At 67.3% G+C, this 1,342-nt stretch carries 1 protein-coding gene; it reads right to left on the bottom strand.

The features are described 5' to 3' along the window. On the bottom strand, window positions 1-1,342 hold a 1,342-nt coding region (locus ACYVDE_RS22975; RefSeq protein ID WP_460503858.1), incomplete at both ends, for a molybdopterin-dependent oxidoreductase.

Raw genomic sequence — 1,342 nt, 5'->3', positions numbered from 1 at the left:
CGGCGGGCCCGGGCCAGGTCGGCCAGGAAGAGCGGGGCGGCGAGGTTGATGCGCTGGTTTTCGGTGCGCAACGCCGCGGGCAGACGCGGTTGGAGTGCGCCGAGGTCAATACCATGGGGGTTTGCACGCAGCTTCTCCAGCGAGAGGCCGGCGCGACCGTAGGCCCCGTAGCGCAGGCCGAGGTCAATTTTGGCTTCGGGGTCTTCGGGAACGGGCGCGGTGGCGGCATCGAAGGCCTCGCCGGCTTCGAGGCGATGGCGCAGACCTTCGAATATCTCCCAGTCGTAGCGCGCATCGGGGCCTTTGTCGAACAATGGCTCGGAGTAGCGACTGGTGTTGCGGATGGCCAGGGCGTGGAAGCTCACGTCGTAGTGCGCGGTTTCGAGGCCGGTGGCGGGCGGCAGGATGTAGTGGGCGTGGCGCGTGGTTTCGTTGAGGTAGATATCGATGGACACCATGAAATCCAGCCCGGCCAGCGCGGCGTCGAGCTGCGCGCCGTTGGGGGTGCTCAGCACCGGGTTGCCGCAGCTCGTGACTAGCGCCCGTAGCTGGCCCGGGCCGGGCGTGAGCATTTCCTCGGCCAGGCAGGCCACCGGCAGCTCGCCCATAAACTCGGGCGCCTGCCGCACGCGGCTGCGGTACCGGTCGTACTTGTTATAGATACCCGGCTTGCCCAGCACGTCGAGCGCGGGCGTGGCAAACATGTAGCCGCCCGGCTCGTCGAGGTGCCCTGTCAGCAGGTTCAGGGCATTTATCAGCCACAGGCACAGCCCGCCAAACTCCTGCACCGATACCCCTACCCGGCCATAAATCACGCCCCGCTCTGCCGCCGCCAGCTCCCGCGCCAGCGTGCGGATGTCGGCCGGGGCCAGACCGGTAATAGCGCTGACGTGCTCGGGTATGAATTCGGCCACGGCCGCGCCTAGCTCCGCAATGCCATCGGTGAATTCGGCTAGCCGTCCCGGTTTCACCAGTTGCTCCACGAATAGTACCTGCGTCATCGCCAGCAGCAAAAACACGTCGGTGCCGGGGCGAATGAAATGGTGATGGTCGGCTTTGGCGGCGGTTTCGGAGCGGCGCGGGTCGACCACGACGACCTTGCCGCCGCGGGCCTGAATGGCTTGCAGGCGCTTGGCCACGTCGGGCGCGGTCATCAGGCTGCCGTAGGATACCACGGGGTTGCCGCCGAGGATGAGCCAGTGGTCGGTGCGGTCGAGGTCGGGCACGGGCAGCAGTAGCGGGTGACCGTAGAGTTGCCAGGCCGCAAAATGGTGCGGCAGCTGGTCGACCGACGAGGCCGAGAACAGGCTGCGCGAGCCCAGCGCCCGCAAAAAGCCCGGCG

Source organism: Hymenobacter agri (assembly GCF_054778495.1).
Note: the sequence above shows the minus strand (reverse complement) of the source record. Positions and strands in the feature narration are given on the sequence as shown.